This is a genomic window from Parasphingorhabdus pacifica (assembly GCF_054779195.1).
This window is the reverse complement of sequence record NZ_BAAGYS010000002.1, coordinates 133,424-150,872: the sequence shown is the minus strand read 5'-3', so window position 1 is coordinate 150,872 and position 17,449 is coordinate 133,424. Positions and strand designations below refer to the sequence as shown.

Annotated in this window: 14 protein-coding genes; 9 read left to right on the top strand and 5 right to left on the bottom strand. The window is 69.5% G+C overall.

The features are described from left to right. Positions 1 to 56 precede the first annotated feature (56 nt). Together ACYVAN_RS00645 and ACYVAN_RS00640 are read right to left on the bottom strand one after the other, a co-directional pair. Positions 57 to 830: a DNA-formamidopyrimidine glycosylase family protein gene (locus tag ACYVAN_RS00645; protein ID WP_460954421.1), complete on the bottom strand. Its 774-nt coding sequence runs from the start codon at positions 828 to 830 to the stop codon at positions 57 to 59. A gap of 73 nt (positions 831 to 903) precedes the next feature. Continuing rightward, entirely contained in the window at positions 904 to 1,761 is an 858-nt protein-coding gene (locus ACYVAN_RS00640) for a ParA family protein (protein WP_460954419.1), read from the bottom strand. A gap of 104 nt (positions 1,762 to 1,865) precedes the next feature. Here ACYVAN_RS00640 and ACYVAN_RS00635 point away from each other — a divergent pair, with 104 nt between their 5' ends. Together ACYVAN_RS00635 and ACYVAN_RS00630 are read left to right on the top strand one after the other, a co-directional pair. Beyond that, the gene (locus tag ACYVAN_RS00635) at positions 1,866 to 2,651 is read left to right on the top strand and encodes a methyltransferase domain-containing protein (protein ID WP_460954417.1); all 786 of its coding nucleotides are present in this window, start codon (positions 1,866 to 1,868) and stop codon (positions 2,649 to 2,651) included. 136 nt (positions 2,652 to 2,787) lie between these two features. Further along, complete coding sequence (locus ACYVAN_RS00630; protein ID WP_460954415.1) at positions 2,788 to 3,207, top strand: DUF3040 domain-containing protein; 420 nt, start codon at positions 2,788 to 2,790, stop codon at positions 3,205 to 3,207. Between the two features lie 300 nt (positions 3,208 to 3,507). Here the strand turns inward: ACYVAN_RS00630 and ACYVAN_RS00625 are convergent, their stop codons facing one another. The 3 genes from ACYVAN_RS00625 to ACYVAN_RS00615 are packed head-to-tail and all read right to left on the bottom strand — an operon-like array spanning position 3,508 to position 8,026. Further along, positions 3,508 to 5,718 carry a transglutaminase family protein gene (locus ACYVAN_RS00625; RefSeq protein WP_460954413.1) on the bottom strand — a complete coding sequence of 737 codons (2,211 nt, stop codon included), beginning with the start codon at positions 5,716 to 5,718 and terminating at the stop codon, positions 3,508 to 3,510. After that, the gene (locus tag ACYVAN_RS00620; RefSeq protein WP_460954411.1) at positions 5,715 to 6,974 is read right to left on the bottom strand and encodes a DUF58 domain-containing protein; all 1,260 of its coding nucleotides are present in this window, start codon (positions 6,972 to 6,974) and stop codon (positions 5,715 to 5,717) included. The genes ACYVAN_RS00625 and ACYVAN_RS00620 overlap by 4 nt, the downstream gene beginning before the upstream one ends. A gap of 2 nt (positions 6,975 to 6,976) precedes the next feature. After that, positions 6,977 to 8,026, bottom strand: coding sequence for an AAA family ATPase (locus ACYVAN_RS00615; protein ID WP_460954409.1), 1,050 nt, complete (start codon positions 8,024 to 8,026; stop codon positions 6,977 to 6,979). A gap of 724 nt (positions 8,027 to 8,750) precedes the next feature. Between ACYVAN_RS00615 and mraZ the strand changes: the two genes are divergently transcribed. The 7 genes from mraZ (at position 8,751) to mraY (ending at position 17,353) form a co-directional block, all read left to right on the top strand. Continuing rightward, entirely contained in the window at positions 8,751 to 9,182 is a 432-nt protein-coding gene (gene mraZ, locus ACYVAN_RS00610; protein WP_460954407.1) for a division/cell wall cluster transcriptional repressor MraZ, read from the top strand. Positions 9,183 to 9,432: 250 nt separating this feature from the next. After that, a complete protein-coding gene (gene rsmH / locus ACYVAN_RS00605; RefSeq protein ID WP_460954405.1) occupies positions 9,433 to 10,437 on the top strand; it encodes a 16S rRNA (cytosine(1402)-N(4))-methyltransferase RsmH in 1,005 nt (334 codons plus the stop codon). Next, positions 10,434 to 11,222, top strand: coding sequence for a hypothetical protein (locus tag ACYVAN_RS00600; protein ID WP_460954403.1), 789 nt, complete (start codon positions 10,434 to 10,436; stop codon positions 11,220 to 11,222). The genes rsmH and ACYVAN_RS00600 overlap by 4 nt, the downstream gene beginning before the upstream one ends. Then, positions 11,222 to 13,093 carry a peptidoglycan D,D-transpeptidase FtsI family protein gene (locus tag ACYVAN_RS00595; RefSeq protein ID WP_460954401.1) on the top strand — a complete coding sequence of 624 codons (1,872 nt, stop codon included), beginning with the start codon at positions 11,222 to 11,224 and terminating at the stop codon, positions 13,091 to 13,093. The genes ACYVAN_RS00600 and ACYVAN_RS00595 overlap by 1 nt, the downstream gene beginning before the upstream one ends. Before the next feature lie 122 nt (positions 13,094 to 13,215). Then, positions 13,216 to 14,820 carry a UDP-N-acetylmuramoyl-L-alanyl-D-glutamate--2,6-diaminopimelate ligase gene (locus ACYVAN_RS00590; RefSeq protein ID WP_460954399.1) on the top strand — a complete coding sequence of 535 codons (1,605 nt, stop codon included), beginning with the start codon at positions 13,216 to 13,218 and terminating at the stop codon, positions 14,818 to 14,820. After that, positions 14,817 to 16,280 carry a UDP-N-acetylmuramoyl-tripeptide--D-alanyl-D-alanine ligase gene (locus ACYVAN_RS00585; protein WP_460954397.1) on the top strand — a complete coding sequence of 488 codons (1,464 nt, stop codon included), beginning with the start codon at positions 14,817 to 14,819 and terminating at the stop codon, positions 16,278 to 16,280. The genes ACYVAN_RS00590 and ACYVAN_RS00585 overlap by 4 nt, the downstream gene beginning before the upstream one ends. Further along, positions 16,277 to 17,353 carry a phospho-N-acetylmuramoyl-pentapeptide-transferase gene (mraY, locus tag ACYVAN_RS00580; RefSeq protein ID WP_460954395.1) on the top strand — a complete coding sequence of 359 codons (1,077 nt, stop codon included), beginning with the start codon at positions 16,277 to 16,279 and terminating at the stop codon, positions 17,351 to 17,353. Before ACYVAN_RS00585 ends, mraY begins: the two co-directional genes overlap by 4 nt. Positions 17,354 to 17,449 lie beyond the last annotated feature (96 nt).

Sequence of the window (17,449 nt, the reverse complement as noted above, 5' to 3'; positions counted from 1 at the left end):
GGACCGGCGTGATCGCGTTGCGCGCCCGGACGAGTTCCCGAAACGCGGCCGAAGCTTCACGGCTGGCAGTGCGGGCACCGGTAGGTGACTCGGTCGTCGGGACCTTGGACACCGCGCTCCACGGGCCCGGCGCACCGCAGGCACAATCGGCGCTCGTACACCCAGTGACGCGCGCTGGCGCGGGGATTTCCGGTCGTCGTTTGTTCCGGGTGCCACGCGTTGCGCAGCAGCAGTTCCCGGCAGCGGCGTACCGCTTCGGTGAGATCGACCCGCCCGACGGGGGTCCGCGGTGAACATCCGAGCAGGAAGCAGACTTCGGTCTTGTAGAGGTTCCCGACGCCGGCCATCGCGGTCTGGTCCAGCAGCGCCAGCCCGATTTCGCGGTCCGGGTCGGAACCCAGCCGACGAACGGCTTCGGCCGCGTGCTCGCCGCTCCAGTCCAGGGCCAGGAGATCGGGCCCCAGATGGCCGATGAGCCGATGTTCGTCGTCGGTGGGGATTACCCGCAGGTCGTGCACGTTGAAGCCGACAGCGACGCGTTGAGGGTGCGAGAGCACGGCCCGTGCCTGATGCGCCGGGCGTCGCCACCGGGAGCCGGGCGAGTAGAGGTGCCAGGAACCGTCCATCCGCAGGTGGCTGTGCAGCGTGCGGTCCGTGTCGAACCGGATCAGCAGGTGTTTGCCGACCGGTATCACCGCCCGCACGGTCCAGCCGTCGAGAGACACCGTCGACAGCCGGGGGTGTCGCAGCTCGCCGTGCGTGAGGGTCCTGCCCGCCAACGCCTCGTGGAGCCGGTGGCAGGTCAGGAAAACCGTGTCGCCTTCCGGCACGGCCCGGTCACCTTCGCCCGGCCGTGGTGCTCGGCACGGTTCCGCGAGTCCGGTGCTCGGGTGGCACGGTCGCTCACGCTTCCGCTTCGAGCTCGTCGTCGAAGTCCTCCGGCTCAGCGTCGAACTCGGTCGACTCGTAACGCCGGGACCGGCCTGCGCGGAGGGCGCGCGCCAGCAGCAGGTTGAACGCCAGCGCGACCTCGCGCGCGCCTGGCGTGCCCCACCGGTGGATCGGCAGGCACGCCCCCTGCGCCTGCTGGACGGCCAAGCGGTCCGGTAGCGCGACCGGCATCACCAGCGGCCCGAAGATCTCCCGGAGTTCCTCGATCCGGAACTGGTGCTCGTGCGAGCGCGGCCGAACCCGGTTGACCACCACCCCGAGCGGTTGCAGCTCGGGGTTGTTCTCGGTGCGTTCGGCCTGGACCGCTTCGAACGCCCGTTGCACCCCGGAGACCGCGAAGATCGTCGGTTCGGTCACGAGCAATGCGCGCCCGGCGGCCACCAGCGCCGATCGGGTCAGCCGCCCCAGCGATGGTGGGCAGTCCAACAGCACGAGCTGGTACGGCGGCTCGTCCTCGTCGCCGATGTCGTCCAATTCGGACAGAGCTTCGGTGAGGCGGGAGAGGTTCCGGGCGTCCAACCCGCCGTTGTGCGATTCGGCGTCCTCGGACCCCACCAGCACATCGACCTCATCACCCCATCCGCTCGGTGCGATCGCGGCCCGCAGGACTTCCGGCCGTGGATCGGACAACACGTCGACGAGGCTCTGGTCCGTCTGCTCGGGTTCGAGGGCGGCAGTGGCGTTGCACTGTGGATCGAGGTCGACGACCAGGGTCCGCGCCCCGCGGCGCATCGCCGCCGACGCGAGACCGAGTACCACGGTCGTCTTGCCGACGCCGCCCTTGAGACTCAGCACTGCCACCGTATGCACGCCCGTAGCCTACGGAATGGTGCGGGGGTGGCGTGTGCTGCTGCGCATTCCGTGATCCCACGCCAGGTGAACGGGTCGGTTGACCCGGCATTACGCTTTCGGGCATGAGATCCGACGCGGTCCACCGGGTGCTGGAAGCCGAACTCGCCGATGCCCGCCGACGGCGCGGCGGTCGATCGCCGCAGGTGCTCGACGTCGGCGGCGGGAGCGGAGTGTGGGCGGTTCCGCTGGCCTCGGCCGGGTGTCAGGTCACGGTCGTGGATCCCAGCCCCAACGCGTTGGCGACGCTGCAACGCCGCGCCGCGGACGCCCTCGTCGCGGACCGGATCACCGCGCTGCAGGGCGACACGGACGCGCTGCACCCGGTCACACCGGAAGGCGGGGCGGATCTCGTCCTCGGCCACGGCCTGCTGGAGTACGTCGACGACGCGCCCTCGGCGCTGGCGGCGCTCGTTGCTGCCGTGGCGCCGGGTGGAGCGGTCTCCGTGCTCGTGGCGAACCGGTACGCGGCCGTGCTCGCGCGGGCGCTCGCCGGCCGGGTTCCGGAGGCGCTGCGGTTGTTCCGGCACCCCGACGGCAGGCTCGACGATTCGGCGGCCGACACCGTCCAACGGCGGTTCGACTCCGAACAGCTGATGCGTGTGCTCGGTGACGCGGGTCTGGAGGTCGAGCTCATCCAGGGGCAGGGGGTCTTCAGCGATCTCGTGCCGGGTTCCGTCTTCGACAGCGCGGGCGGGGCCGCGGAGTCATTGGAAGAGCTCGAACAGGCCGCCGCCGTTCACTCTCCGCTACGGGATATCGCGACTCGGCTGCACGCAATAGGCAGGTCGAATGAGCCGTCCTTGCCCCGAGAGGATGATGTCGGCAACCCGGCACGGCGTTCGTCATAGGACCGGGTAGTCCTCACGTCGCTCGAACCGTATCCTCGTGGGTGACGCCCCCAAGCGTTCGCCGGAACTCCCAGCTCGAGCGGCCCCCGCCCGAGTATCCGGCGCCACTACAGACACCAGTGCCGGAGGAGGAGCCATGCCACTCTCCGAGCACGAGCAGCGACTGCTCGACCAGATCGAGCGCGCGCTCTACGCCGAGGATCCGAAGTTCGCCTCCAACGTGCGGGGAGGGCGGTTGCACCGTCCTTCCAGACGTCGGCGCATGCAGGGCATCGCCGTCTTCACGTTGGGGTTGATCCTGCTGGTGCTTGGCGTGGTGATACCGGTCAAGCCGGCCGATATCCCCGTGGTGAGCGTGGTCGGCTTCCTCGTGATGTTCGGCGGAGCAGTGATCGTCCTGTCCGCGATGCGTGGTGGCGGGGAGGACGCCGAGTCGGAAGCGGAGGGAGAGAGTCCCCCCGGTGGGGCCGGTGCGAGCCGGAACAAGCCGGAACCGGGGAGAAGTTCCTTCGCGCAGCGGATGGAGGAGCGCTTCCGAAAGCGCTTCGACCATTGAGTCGATTTCCGATGGCGTAGTCGTCGACCGGCCCTGTCCGGGGCCGGTCGACGACTACGTGTCCGGGGTCTCTCACGTCTCCGGGCATGCCCAGGCCGGGGTGCGTTCCCCGGATTGTTCCCGTGTGCGGGACTCGTCCGTCGGCTGTCCTCGTCCTGAGGCTCTCCGGCCCGACGATGGCCGTCCGGTGCCTCACCGCCGGTCGGGCCTCGCCGCTCAGCTCCGGTTGTCAGCGCCCGCTTGGCAGCTCCGGTTATCGGGCCCGCTGGTGGGCCGGCCCCTCGTTGTCAGGGGTGGTTGTCAGGGGCGGTTGTCACCGAGGTCCACGACCGAGCGGGGCAACAGCCTGGCTCGCCAGTCGAGCGGTTCGTGCCGTCGCAGGCTGCCCACGATCTCGTGGAGCACATTCGGCAGATCGATTCCCGAGGAGACGCCGGGCGGCCCGTACCACTCCTGCTCGACGGCACCGACCAGCGCGCGGATCGCGGTGGCGCCGGACTCGTCCAGACCGTGTCGTTCCACGATTCCCTCGGCCGCCTTCCGCGCGGTTGTCGACGCGGACGGCCGGTTCCCCCGATCGTGTGATTCGTCGAGCACCTCGTGCCACGCGGTTCCCGCCGCACCGGGGGCGCCCTCGGTGACCGCGTGCAGTCGCCTCCTGCGGCGCAGTTCCCGCATGCCGATCGGTCCCAGCGACACCGCGAGCAGTAGCACCAGCAGCGCGACGGCGGGACCGAGCAGGCCGGTTCCGGAGCCGCCGTTCGCGGATCCCGCGTCCGGATCGCCCGCCGATCGCTCGGGGGCCGGACCCGGTTCCGCGCCGTTCGAAGGTGTGGGCTGCTCGGGTGCGGCTTCCTCGCCGGGTGCGGGCCGAGCCCCGCGTCCGTCGTCCAGCGGCGTCGGGTCGAACGTCGTCCACCCGTAGCCCGGGAAGTACGCCTCGACCCACGCGTGGGCGTCGTTGGTGGTGATGATCCGTTCGTTCCCCTCCTGGCTACCGGAGGTGAAACCCACGGCCACGCGGGACGGGATGCCCACCGAGCGCAACAACACCGCCAGCGAGGACGCGTACTGCTCGCAGAAGCCGCGCTTGCCCCGGAACAGGAAGTCCGACAGTGCACCACCGCCCGCGGGCGGTGCCGTGTTCAGGTCGTAGACGAAGCCGTTGGCCGGGTCGGTGAAATACCGGGTGAGGGAGACGGCCTGGTCGAACTTGGTGGAGTCATCGGAGGTGAGCCTCTCGGCCAAATCGATGATCTTCGGCGGGATGCCCCGGATGTCGAGGTAGGCGGGGTCCACGTCGACCGGGCCTCGTGCGTGGCGCAACTGCTCGGGAGTGGGATCCGGCAGGATCAGATCTTCGGTGTAGGGCTTGCTCGCCTGCGGGGTCTGGGTGAAGACGATCCCGGCCGCCGGGTCATAGCGCCAGTCCGCGCCCATCCCGGAGACGTTGGTGGGAATGCCGAACACCGGTAGCCAGGGATCCCGGTACCCGATCGGTTCGATCCGCACCCTGGCAGGGTCACCCTGCACGCGGTCGGTTCCCTCGGGAAGTGGAAGGTCGGCTCCGGTGCCGACTCCTTTGGTGAGCCCTTCGAGCTGCCAACCTCGTTCCGGTTCGAACTTCCGCAGCGTCATCGCCCGCAGGTATGTGTCGTGCGGCAAGCCGCGCACGCGGAAGAGATCGACTGACTGATCACGATTGAGCTGGCCGCGCAACGAGGTGAACGGCCGCAGACCGATACCGCCGGTCGCCGACCCGTCATCGTCCCGACTGGATCCCGGAAGCCTGCCCTCGGTGCCGACACCGGTGAAGGCGGCACCCATGATCAGGGCGAACACGACCGCCGTCGCCGTCACCGCCGCGCCGTGCGAACCGAGCAGGGTGCGCACCACGGCCTCTCGGGGCTCGCGCCCGCTCCAGCGCCGATGTTGCCCGCCAGAGGTGAGCAGCAGGGCGAAACCCGCCGCCCCCGATACGAAGGCCCCCCAGGGCAGGAGCTGGTCGGCCATCGAGGCCGGAACCGCGAACACGCACAGCAAAACCAACCCGGCCACGGCGGGCACCCCGGCGGACACGGCGATGGCGTCCACGAGCACGGCGACCAGCCCCAGACCCAGCGCCAGCAGGCAACGCAGGCCGGCGTCGGTGGCGACCGGTGGTGTCCCGTCCCGAAGGCTCCCGAACGCTTCGGTGACCACGCCGGTCAGCTCGACCACCGCGCTCGGACCGGGCAGCACGCCGAGCAGCGCTTCGCCGGAGTAGACGACGCCGAGCAGGTAGAGCACGGCTGTCAGCTGCGCCAGCACGGTCAGTGCCGACCACCAGCGGTATCGCCTGCCCAGCACGCCGACACCCGCAACCAGGCCGATGGTCAGCATCGACGGCGGCACCCAGCGGAAGTCGGCCACCACGCCCATGAGCGCGGCGGAGGTCAACAGCACTGACAGCGCGGCAGCGAGGGTGGTGATCACGGAGACGTTGAAGGTCCGGCCGGTCCGGGGGATCACGACGTCACCTCCGTGGACTGCCCGTGCCTGCTCGCTCGGCACAGCTGGGACCAGGCGGTCGCCACCGCCGAACCGGGACCGTCGACCACCACGACCGTCCACCCCGCCGCCCGCAGCCTGCGGGCGGTCGCCTCCGGGGCGAACCCGCCGTCCGTGGCATCGCCGTTCCAGGCGCGGACGTCGAGCAGCAGCGCGAGGCTCCGCGCTCCCTGCGGTCGCAGCTTCGTCAGTTCCGCCACTCCGACCGCCGTGGTCGCGCCGAGAACCGCGATGAGTTCCTGCCCGTTCCCGGGGTCCCGTCCACACGAGAGGTCCCGTTGCGCGGTGGGCTGCACCGCCGCCAACGCGTCGAGCGCGGCCTCGTTGCCCGACCCGCCGGTGGACGGATCCGACCCGCCGGCCAGTACCTGTCCGTTCTCGGTGACCAGGCGAACCTGCCGTCCGTGCTGGTGCAGGTGGGTGCAGATGCTCGCTACCGCCGAGATCCCCCACTCGACGCTGGATCGAGCGCCGGTGCCCCGGTGGGCGGCGGACCTGCGGTCCAGCAGGACGGTACTTCCGCCGTGCCACGGGCGTTCTTCCGCGCGCACCATCAGTTCGTCCCGGCGAGCGGTGTTCTTCCAGTGCACGCGCCGCAGCTCGTCACCGTGGCGGTACTGGCGCACCGTGATGTCGTCCTCCCCGTGCCCCGAGCGAACCCGGATGGTCCCGTCCTCGTCGGTGCCGAGACCGGAACCGGACGGCAGGTCGCCGAGGGGAGTGATGTGGGGCAGGGCGATGAGGCGACTCCGGCCGGCCAGCTCCTGTTCGAACTCGCAGAGCCCGAACGGATCGCCGATCCGCGTGCGCAGCGGTCCCACCTGATGCATTCCGCGAAGGGCGGGGGTGACGGGGTACTCCAGCATCGCCGTCGTGCGGGTGCCGGATGCCTCGAGGCGGAAGTGCGGCCGCCCGCCCAGCGCGTGCGGCACGCCGTCGTCGAGCAGGAGCCCGCCGATGGGCAACCGCCCGGTGCCGCCGATGCGTAGCCGGACGGCGGCCTTCGTGCCTACCTGGAGCCGGGTCGGCTCGATCTCGCGGCGGGCGGTGAGCCCGTAGCGGGTGCGCCCCGCCAGAGCGAGCGCGAGCAGGGGCAGCACCGCGACGAACACCGCCACCCGGAGCAGGTCGCGCTCGTCGAGCACGAGAGCGCACAGTCCAGCGGCCACGCCCGCGGCGAGCAGGCAGCGTCCCCGGATGGTCAGACCGGAAAGCATGGTTACCTTCGATCGGATCCGGAGTCACCGCCCGGGACCGGAGTCCGTTCGATCAGCCGGTGGACCAGGTCGGTGGCCGAGCGCCGGGTCGCACGTGCCTCGCTGGTCAGGACGAGCCGGTGCGCCAGAACCGGGGTGGCGACCGCCTGCACGTCATCGGGAGTCACGAACGTGCGCCCGGACAGGGCTGCTTCGGCGCGAGCGGCCCGCACCAGCTGGAGGGTCGAGCGGGGAGAGGCGCCGAGGCGGAGTTCGGGGAGTTTGCGGGTGGCGGTCACGAGCTCGACGGCGTATCGCCGGATCTCGGTGCTCAGATGCACCTCCTGCACCGCGCGCAGCAGTTGTTCGATGTGCGCGGTGTCGGTGACCGGGTCGATCTCCTGCAGTGGCTGCCCGCCTGCGTGCTCGTCGACCATCGCCAGTTCGGCCTGCGCGTCGGGATAACCGATCGATACCCGCGCGGTGAACCGGTCCCGCTGCGCTTCCGGCAGGGCGTAGGTGCCTTCCATCTCGATGGGGTTCTGGGTGGCGATCACCATGAACGGCTCCGCCAGCGGATAGGTCGCGCCGTCGACGGTGACCTGCCCTTCTTCCATGCACTCCAACAACGCGGACTGCGTTTTCGGCGAGGCCCGGTTGATCTCGTCGCCGACGATGATGTTGGCGAACACCGGTCCGGGGCGGAATTCGAACGACTCGTTCCGGCGGTTGTAGATGGACACGCCGGTGATGTCGCTGGGCAGCAGGTCGGGGGTGAACTGGATCCGGCTCACCGTGCAGTTGATCGAGTGGGCGAGCGCCTTGGCCAACGAGGTCTTGCCGACTCCGGGCACGTCCTCGACGAGAAGGTGTCCTCGGGAGAGCAGGGTGACGAGAGCGATTCGCACGACATCGGGCTTGCCGACGAGGACCTGCTCGATGTTCGCGGCGACCCGTCGCACCGTGGAATGCAGGGCGTCGACGCTGATGTCTCCGTTGAGAACGGGACTCTGCCCGTTCGAGTCGCCGTTCGCGGCGACCGTCGTACCGGACGGGTCCATCTTGGGCGTCACGCAACCTCCAGGTGCTTCCGCGGGCCTCCGGGCTGACGATCCGTCGGCGCAGAGCGCTCGCGCACCGGGCCCATGCTGCCCGCGAGCGACAGTCGACTTGCCTCGGTAGCCACGTCAGCGTGCCGGTAGGAGTGTGTCAAACGGGGCTCGGCTTTCCGGTGGCGGAGTCGTCGGCGGAGCTGTCGGGGAGTCATCGGTGGAGTCGTCCGCCCGCGCCGCCGGGCGGTTCGAGCGTTCCCCACCTCGCCCCACCACGGCAACCGCCGTCGCGCGTAGTAGCCCTGCCGACACCCTCCAAGACTCGAAGAAGAGCATAACCGTGCTGGCGGTGGCTGTGGTGCGCGTGCTCGCCGCTTGATCCCCCCACCGCGCCCCCTGGCATGGCGAGTCGTGCTCACCTGCGGAAACGAGTTGAACATTCCGCTGTGGACCGTCGCGTTTCGTGTTGACGGCGGGGTGGAGTGGGGTACTGTGGTGCAGGGTGGGGCAGACGGGGGCTCCATTCAGCAGATGGTCCGGAAGACGAGATCCCACTGGAATATCCGGCAGCGGAACCTCCCGTGGAACATTCCCTCCGCGGAAGTTCTCGGGAAGTGGCTGGGGATGCGCCGTGGTGGTCGTTACCGCTCCGAGCGAGTCGTAGCGGTGTCGAGCCGAGGTGGGGTCGAGCCGCCGGTCCGGTTGTATCGGCCTGTCGGCGAGTTCGGTGGAGGTGGGATCCGGGATGTTCCTCGGTACCCACAACCCGAAACTCGACGACAAGGGACGACTGACGCTGCCGGCGCGGTTCCGGGAGGCGATGGCGGGGGGATTGATGGTCACGAAGGGCCAGGACCACTGCCTGTACGTGTTCCCTCGCGCCGAGTTCGAACAGATGGCGCGCAAGGTCGCCGAGGCCCCGTTCACCAACGAATCCGTCCGCGCCTACCAGCGGTACCTGTTCGCGGGTACCGATGAGCAGCGCCCGGACGGGCAGGGGCGGATCCCGATCGCACCCGAACTGCGGAAGTACGCGGGACTGTCCAAGGAGTGCGTGGTCATCGGTGCGATCAACCGGTTGGAAATCTGGAACGCCGACCGCTGGCAGACCTACCTGGACGAGCATGAAGAGGGATACGCGCAGGCACGGGAGGAGGTTCTGCCCGGAGTTTTCTGACGCGGTCGCTCGGGCCTCGTGAGGCCTCGGTCCGCTCGATCGCCGCTTACCTGGTGCAACTTCCCCGGCGCCAGGGCGCGGTGGGCGGACTGGGACCTGACGGAGCCCGGCGAGGCGGAAATGCCGGTGTCGAGTGCACTGCGGGTCGGGCGAGACCCCCGCAGTGCACGTTGGCATTGGGCGCACGTTGGCACTGGACGGGCGGCTGGTTATGCACGACGAACAAGGCACACGGGAGGGAGGGATCGCCGTGGCCGACGACGAACAGCGGAATCGGGACCCGATCGACGGACCGAGCGGTTCCGCCCATGAGCGGCACGTACCGGTGGCGCTGGCGCGCAGCTTGGAGCTGCTGGCTCCCGCGCTGTCGGGTGGGCCCGCGGTCGTGGTGGACGCGACGCTGGGCATGGGTGGTCATGCCGAGGCGCTGCTCGAAGCGCACCCGGAGCTCACGCTGATCGGTCTGGACCGCGATCCGGAAGCGTTGCGGCTGGCGGGCGAGCGGTTGGCACCCCATTCCGCGCGCACGCACCTGGTCCACGCCGTCTACGACGAGTGGGGTGAGGTGCTGGCGGATCTCGGCATGTCCAAAGTGGATGGTGTGCTGTTCGATCTCGGGGTTTCCTCGTTGCAGTTGGACGAAGCCGAGCGCGGCTTCGCTTACGCGCAGGACGCTCCGCTGGACATGCGGATGGATTCCGAGGCCCGGTTCACGGCCGCCGACGTGCTCAACACGTACTCGGTCGGAGCGCTCGCGAGGGTTCTGCGCGAGTACGGCGAGGAGAAGTTCGCCTCGAAGATCGCGTCCGCGATCGTCCGCGAGCGCGAGCGGGAACCGTTCACCCGCAGCGACCGGCTCGTTCAGCTGCTCTACGACGCGGTGCCCGCGGCCAGCCGCCGCACCGGAGGACACCCGGCCAAACGCACCTTCCAGGCGTTGCGCATCGAAGTGAACGCCGAGTTGGACGTGTTGCGCGGAGCAGTGCCTGCCGCGCTGGACTCATTGCGGGTCGGTGGCCGGATGGTCGTCCTGTCCTACCACTCGCTGGAGGACCGCATCGTGAAGCGAGCGCTGGCCGAGCGCGCCAAGTCGCGCACTCCGCTCGACCTGCCGGTCGAGCTTCCCGGACACGGGCCGGAACTGCGATTGCTCACCCGGGGAGCCGAGCTCGCCGACGAACGGGAAACGGTGGCCAATCCCAGGGCCGCCTCGGTGCGGCTGCGGGCCGCGGAGCGGATCAAGGAGGCGGCATGACAGCACCGACTCGCGCCAAGGGAGCCGCTTCGCGGGCCACCAAGGGAGATCGCGACCAGACCAAACGCGACCAGACCAAACGCGATCAGACCAAACGCACGTCGAAGTCGGAGAAGTCCTCGACGCGTACCCGCACGAGCACCGCGGAGCGGGGCGGCACCCGGCGGGAGGAACGCCGGGACCGGTCAAGTGGAGCGGGAGCGGAACGCAGGCCCCGCACCCAGCGGCAGAGTGCCGAGGAACCGCAGCGCCGCAGGTTGGTCCGGCCCGAGACCAGGGCGAAGGCGAAGCAGCTGCAGACCAAGGTCGCAGGCGCGCGGGGACCGCTGGTGATCGCCGTGATGTCGCTGCTGGGCATCGGGCTGGTGTCCACGCTGTGGCTGTCTATCGCGGCGGTCGGCGGCACCTACGAGCTGCGCAAGGCCGAAGAGCGCACCAACCAGCTCAGCGAGCAGAAGGAACTGCTGGTGCGCGAGGTCAGCAACATGGACTCGACGCCTGCGTTGCAACGTCGTGCCGAGCAGTTGGGTCTGGTTCAGGGGCCGGACCCGGCTTACCTGGTCCAGAACCCGGACGGCACGACCCGTCTGGTCGGTGAGCCGGAGGAGGCGAAGCGTCCCGCACCACCGCAGCCGCCCGAGCCCCAGCAGCCGCCCGAACCTCAGCGGCCGCCCGGGAACCAGCAGCCGGATACCCAGCGGCCTGCGGACCAGCGGCCCGCGGACGAACGGGGTGCGGCCGCGCAACGCCAGGGTGAGCACGTACCGGCCGCCGAGGTGCGGTAATGGCGCAGCGCAAGACCCGTGGGGTGCGGGGAAAGCGCCGCACGGCGCGCACCGATGTCGCAGGCAGTCAGCGACGGCTCGCGGTGGGACGGATCCTCCTGGTGGTCGCACTTGTGCTGACCGGGGGAAAGCTGATCCAGCTGCAGGGCTTCCAAGCCAGCGCGCTCTCGGAGAAATCGCTCCAGCAGCGGGTCACGAACGAGGCGATCCCAGCCGAACGCGGATCCATCATCGACCGGAGCGGGAACGTGCTGGCGTTCAGCAGTGAAGCGCGGCAGCTCTACGCGAACCCGCGAAGTCTGGGCGAGAATCAGGACGAGGAGCACCGGAAGGATCCCAGCGAGCCGACCGGTGCGGAGTACAAGCGGGAGATCGCCGCCCACATCCACCGGGTTCTCGGAGCTCGGCTTTCCGAGGAAGAAGTCCTGAACAAGCTGACGTCCGGAAGGGGCTTCACGTATTTCGGGCCGCTGATCGACCCGGGCAAAGCCCGCAGCATCACCGAGGAATACCCGGAGATCGGCGCGGAGTACCGAGCGACGCGCGAGTACCCGGCCGGTGCGGTGGGGGCTCATTTGGTCGGTGCCGCGAACTGGCGCTCGAACGAGGATGTGGACGAGCAGAAGGTACGCGGGCTCTTCGGTCTGGAGGCCACGCTGGACGAGGTGCTCATCGGTGAGGACGGCGCGCGCGTGTCGGACACCGCGATGGGCAGCGACCTCGTTATCCCGGGAACCGAGCGCGAACTCAAACCGGCCACTCCCGGGTCCGATGTGGAGCTGACGATCGATTCCGATCTGCAGTACAAGCTGCAGCAGAAGCTGACCGACTACGTCGCCAGGGCCGGAGCCAAGGGCGGGAGTGCCGTGGTGCTCGACGCGAAGACCGGCGGCGTCTACGGGCTCGCGAACGATCGCACCTTCGACCCCGGCAACAGCGAAACGTGGACCACCGAGAACCTCAGCAACCGGGCCGTGACCACACCGTTCGAACCGGGGTCGGTGAACAAGGTGATCACGGCTGCCGGTGCCATCGAGGACGGCATCGTTCGGCCCGAGACGGTGCTGCAGGTTCCCGGCAAGATCGAAGTGGCCGACCGGGTGATCAGGGACGCGTGGCCGCACGGCACGGTGCCGCTGACCTTCACCGGCGTCCTGGCCAAATCGTCCAACGTGGGCACTCTGATGACCGCCCAGAAGATGGGGAAGGACCGATTCGCCGAGCTGACGGCGAAGTTCGGTCTCGGCCAACGCACCGGGATCGAGTTGGGTGGCGAAAGCGCCGGTGTCGTGCCCGCGCGTGAAAGTTGGTCGGGTTCGACCTTCGCGAACCTGCCGATCGGCCAGGGACTGTCCATGACCGTGTTGCAGATGGCCGGGATGTACCAGGCCATCGCCAACGACGGTGTTCGCGTCCCGCCGCGCGTGGTCGCGGCCGAGATCGGCCCCGAAGGGAAGCGAACCCCGACGCCGCGTCCGGAAGGCGTGCGGGTGGTGAGTTCGGACACCGCGAAGACGGTCCGGAACATGTTGCGCGCTGTCGTGCAGGACGCGCCCGGCCAGACGGGAACGGGTGAGGACGCCGCGCTGGAGGGCTACCAGGTCGCGGGGAAGACGGGGACCGCGCAGCAGGTCGATCCCGATTGCGGCTGCTACAGCAACGAAAAGCACTGGATCACCTTCGCCGGCATCCTCCCGGCCGGCGACCCACGATTCGTGGTGGGGATCATGCTCGACGCGCCCTCCGGCGGCACGCCGGAGAGCTCCTCGGCGGCACCGCTGTTCCACGAGATCGCCTCGTACCTGACGCAGCGTTATCAGATCCGGCTGTCCGACAAGCCCGCACCGGAACAGGTCCTGAAGGTTCGCTGAGGACGGGCCCGGCCGGATGTCCCGGCCGGGCCGGCCCGCCGACGAGCTGATCCGGGCGAAGATCGAAGCTGCGGGCGACCATGAGGATGCCCCGCCGAGCGGTACCGGTAACCTTCCACGACGTGCCTTCCGCGGTCGCCAAAGCCCCGCCTCGCCCGTCCAGGGTCGAGCCGGTGCCCATCGAGCAGCTCGCCGATTCGATCGGCGCGCGAATCCATGTCGTTCCTGGTCATCGCCGGGATGTCGTTGCCGCGACGCAGGTGAGCGGAGCGACCCTCCGGGCGCAGCACGTTCAGCGAGGGGACCTGTTCGCCGCGCTGCCCGGAACACGGGTCCACGGAGCCGACTTCGCGGCCGAGGCGTTGGCTTCCGGCGCGGTCGCCGTTCTCACCGACGAGGTCGGCATCGATCGGGCTTCCCTCGACGAACACCCCGCCGTGGTCGACGGGAGCGCGGTGCTGCTGGTGCACGAGGATCCGCGCGCGGTGCTGGGCGACGCGGCGGCGCTGGTCTACGGCAACCCCTCGCAGCGATTGACGATCTTCGGTGTCACGGGTACCTCCGGTAAGACCACCACCGCGTATCTGCTCGATTCGGCGCTGTGCGCTGCCGGTTACACGACCGGATTGGTCGGAACCGTGGAGACGCGGATCGCGGGGGAGCGGATGGAAAGCGCTTTCACGACCCCGGAAGCTCCCGATCTGCAGGCGTTGCTGGCGGTCATGGTCGAGCAGGATGTGACCCACGTTTCCATGGAGGTCTCCAGCCACGCGCTCGCACTCGGCCGGGTCTCCGGCACCAGGTTCGCGGTGGGCGCGTTCTCGAACCTCTCGCAGGACCACCTCGACTTCCACCGGGACCTCGACGACTACTTCCTGGCCAAGGCGCTGCTCTTCGACGGCCGTTCGGAGCGCGAGGTCGTGTGCACCGACGCGGAGTGGGGCGGCCGGCTGGTCAAGCCGGGCACCGTGACCGTGTCGACGACCGGTGCGGCGGCGTGGACCGTTTCGGACGTGGCGGCCTTCCCCACCGGTGAGCAACGGTTCGTGGCGCACGGACCGGAAGGTGCCGAGCTGGACATCCGCTTGCGGTTGCCCGGGCCGTTCAACGTCGCCAACGCGCTCCTCGCGGTCGGCATGCTGCGGGCGGCGGACGTGCCCGTCGAGGCCGTCGAGCGAGGGTTGGCCGAGGTGGACGTTCCGGGACGCATGGAGCGTGTCGTGGCCGGGCAGGAGTTCACCGCCGTGGTGGACTACTCGCACAAGCCCGGGGCCGTGGCTGCCGTGCTCGACGCGGCGCGGGCCCAGGTGGCGGGCGAGGTCATCGTGGTTCTCGGGTGCGGCGGTGACCGCGACGTCGCCAAACGCCCGCTCATGGGCGAGGCCGCGGCGTCCCGGTCCGACCTACTGATCGTGACCGACGACAATCCACGTAGCGAGGAGCCGGCCGAGATCCGGGCGGCCATGCTCGCGGGCGCTCAAGAACTTCCCGCCGAACAGCGGGGCGAAGTGATCGAGATCGGTGATCGCCGGGAGGCCATTGCCGAAGCCGTCCGGCGGGCCTGCGACGGTGATGTCGTCGTGGTCGCGGGCAAGGGGCACGAAACGGGCCAGGAGGTGGCGGGGGTGGTGCACCCCTTTTCGGATCGCGAGGAGCTGACCGCGTCATTGCTGCGGCGCATGCGCTCGACGACCGCTACCGGAGCCAGCAACGAGGAGGCAACGTGATCCGGCTCAGCCTGGCTGACATCGCCCGAGTGGTCGGCGGCAGGCTTCACCGCACGGACGGCTCGGAAGTCGTTTCGGCGGAAGTGGAGTTCGATTCGCGCAAGCTCGAACCGGGCGGCTTGTTCGTGGCCGTGCCCGGCGAGCGCGTCGATGGCCACGACTACGCGGCGAGCGCGGTCGCGGATGGCGCCGCGGGCGTACTGGCCGCGCGGGAGGTCGATGCCCCCGCGGTCGTGGTGCCGCCGGTTCCGGCGGACGAGGAATCGAACGTGATGGTCCTGGCGGGCGACGCGGACGGTTCGGGTGCGGCGGTGCTGGCGGCGCTGGCGAAGCTCTCCCGCCACGTGGTGGACCGGTTGCCGGATCTGACCGTGGTGGGGGTGACCGGTTCGTCCGGCAAGACTTCCACCAAGGACCTGGTCGCCCAGCTGCTCGAACCGATGGGGCCGACGGTGGCACCGCCTGGTTCCTTCAACAACGAACTGGGGCATCCGTGGACCGCGCTGCGGTCCGGGACCGACACCCGGCACCTGGTGCTCGAACTGTCCGCGCGAGGCGTCGGCCACATCGCCGAACTGTGCGAGGCGGCGCCCCCGAAGATCGGCGCGGTGCTCAACGTCGGCAGTGCGCATCTGGGCGAGTTCGGCTCCCAGGAGGCGGTGGCCCGCGCGAAGGGCGAACTGGTCGAGGCGCTGCCCGCCGACGGGGTCGCGGTGCTCAACGCCGACGATCCGCTGGTGGCCGCGATGGCCGAGCGCACCCGGGCCAAGGTGGTTCTGGTCGGGGAGAGCCCCGCTGCGGTGGTTCGTGCCGAGAACGTCGAAGTCGACGAGCAGGCCCGTGCGAGCTTCGACCTGGTGACCTCGCAGGGTTCCGCCGCGGTGAGCTTGCCGTTGCACGGCGAGCACCACGTGAGCAACGCGCTGACCGCCGCGGCCGTCGCGCTCGAACTGGGCGCGACCGTGGACGAGGTCGCCCGACGGCTCGGTGGTGTCCGTCGGGTGTCGGCGCGCCGCATGGAGGTCGCGGAGACCGGCGACGGCGTGACCGTCGTCAACGATGCGTACAACGCGAACCCCGAGTCGGTGCGTGCGGCGCTGAAGTCGCTCGCGGCGATGACTCGGACACGACCCGGGCGGGCTTGGGCCGTGCTCGGCGTGATGGGTGAACTGGGCGACGCCGGTGCGGACGCCCACGACGAGATCGGGCGGCTCGCCGTTCGGTTGAACATCGACCGGCTCGTGGTGGTCGGTGAGCAGGCTGCCGGCATGCATCACGGTGCGTCGCTGGAAGGGTCATGGGGAGAGGAGTCGGTTCTGGTGCCGGATGTCGATGCCGCCGTCGCGCTGTTGCGCGCCGAGCTGCGTCCCGGTGATGTCGTGTTGACCAAGGCATCGAAGGTCGCCGCGTTGTGGCGGGTCGCCGAGACCCTGCTGGGGCAGGAGGGGGATCCGGCGTGAAGAGCATCCTCGTCGCCGCTGCGGTTTCGTTGGTCGTCTCGATCCTGTTCACGCCCTACCTGATCCGGGTCTTCTCGAAGCAGGGCTTCGGCCAGGAGATCCGGGAGGAGGTTCAGAAGTCGCACTCGGCCAAGCGCGGCACCCCCACCATGGGTGGGATGGCGATCATCGTCGCGATGTGGGTCGGCTATCTGGTCACGCACGTGACCGTGTCGGACCAGCTGCCGTCGGCCTCCGGTCTCCTCGTGCTCGGGCTGACGACCGCGCTGGGCATCGTCGGCTTCCTCGACGACTTCATCAAGATCCGCAAGCAGCGGAACCTGGGGCTGAACAAGACCGCCAAGCTGGTCGGTCAGCTGTTGGCCGCGGTGCTGTTCGCGATCCTGGCCATGCAGTTCGCGGACCAGAACGACATCACGCCGGCTTCGGTGCACCTGTCGTTCATTCGCGACATCACGGTCATCTCTTTCGGCGGCGTCGGCTTCGTGATCTTCGCCTACATCGCGATCAGCGGGTGGTCGAACGCGGTGAACTTCACCGACGGCATGGACGGCCTCGCCGGTGGCACGGCCGCGATGGTGCTGGCCACCTACGTGCTGATCTCCTTCTGGCAGTTGCGCTACGCGTGCTCGGCGCCGACCGGTCCGAGCCCCGCCTGCTACCAGGTACGGGACCCGCTGGATGTCGCGGTGGTCGCGGCGGCGGCGATGGCGGCCTGTATCGGCTTCCTGTGGTGGAACGCGGCACCGGCGAAGATCTTCATGGGTGACACCGGTTCGCTGGCCATCGGTGGCCTGGTCGCCGGTCTGTCCATGGTCACCCGCACCGAGCTGTTGATGATCATCATCGGTGGCCTGTTCGTGGTCGAGGCACTATCGGTGGTGCTCCAGATCGTGGTCTTCCGCAGCACTCGGCGCAGGTTGTTCCGGATGGCACCGTTCCACCACCACTTCGAACTGGCCGGTTGGGCCGAAACAACCGTGATCATCCGGTTCTGGGTACTGGCGGCGATCAGTTGTCTGTTCGGCGTGGGCTTGTTCTACGCCGACTGGCTGGCGCTGACCGGCGCGTGAGGAGTCGTACCGACGGGGCTCCGCGGGGCCCCGTCAAGCGCGGGGCCGAGCTGGTCGGAGCGTCGCGGCGTCGACGTGGGCGTTCGAGGAGGAGCG